Annotated in this window: 1 pseudogene; it reads left to right on the top strand. The window is 63.9% G+C overall.

The features are described from left to right. Nucleotides 1-94 precede the first annotated feature (94 nt). Nucleotides 95-853: pseudogene (locus NYR58_RS20470) on the top strand (IS630 family transposase); the annotation flags it as partial.

Here is an 853-nt window from a genome sequence, read left to right as displayed (position 1 = left end):
CTAGAGCGGGATGAAACGAGGCTGAATCGGCAGGGATTCCCTTTGGCGGTGAATTCTGATTCAACATGCTGGCTGGAGAAGGAGGCCAGTATGGATGGGTCGACCGTATTCGATGGATCTTCGCGAGCGCGTTGTCGCAGCGGTGAAGCAGGAAGGGATGTCGCGGCACCAGGCGGCGGCGCGCTTCGGGGTTGCGATCAGCACGGCGATCAACTGGGTCAAGCGCTTTGAAGAAACCGGCAGCGTTGAACCCGGCCAGATGGGCGGCCATCGGCCGAAGAAGCTGTCGGGAGAGCATGCTGCCTGGCTGCGCCGGCGTTGCAGTGAAAAGCCCTTCACTTTGCGCGGCCTTGTGAAGGAGCTTCTCGATGAGCGCGGCTTGCAGGTGGACTACCGCTCGGTGTGGGAGTTCGTCCACGCCGAAGATCTGACGCATAAAAAAAGACGCTGATCGCCAGCGAGCAGGATCGCCCCGATGTCGCCCGCCGGCGGGCGCAATGGGCCAAGTATCGGGGCCGGATCGACCCTTCCCGCCTCGTCTTCATCGATGAGACCTGGACCAAGACCAACATGGCAGCGCTGCGCGGCTGGGCGCCGCGCGGTCAGCGCCTCAAGGCCAAGGTCCCGCACGGGCACTGGAAGACATCCACCTTCATCGCCGCCTTGCGCCACGACCGGGTCGAGGCGCCGTGGCTCATCGACGGGCCGATCAACGGCGAGCGGTTCCTCATCTACGTTGAAAAGGTGCTCGTGCCGACGCTGAAGGCCGGCGATATCGTCGTCATGGACAATCTCGGCTCCCACAAGGGCAAGGCCGTCCGGCAGGCCATCCGTGGCGCCGGCGCGAAGCTCA

The organism is Chelativorans intermedius (genome assembly GCF_025398255.1).
Taxonomy (GTDB): Bacteria; Pseudomonadota; Alphaproteobacteria; order Rhizobiales; family Rhizobiaceae; genus Chelativorans; species Chelativorans intermedius.
Note: the sequence above shows the minus strand (reverse complement) of the source record. Positions and strands in the feature narration are given on the sequence as shown.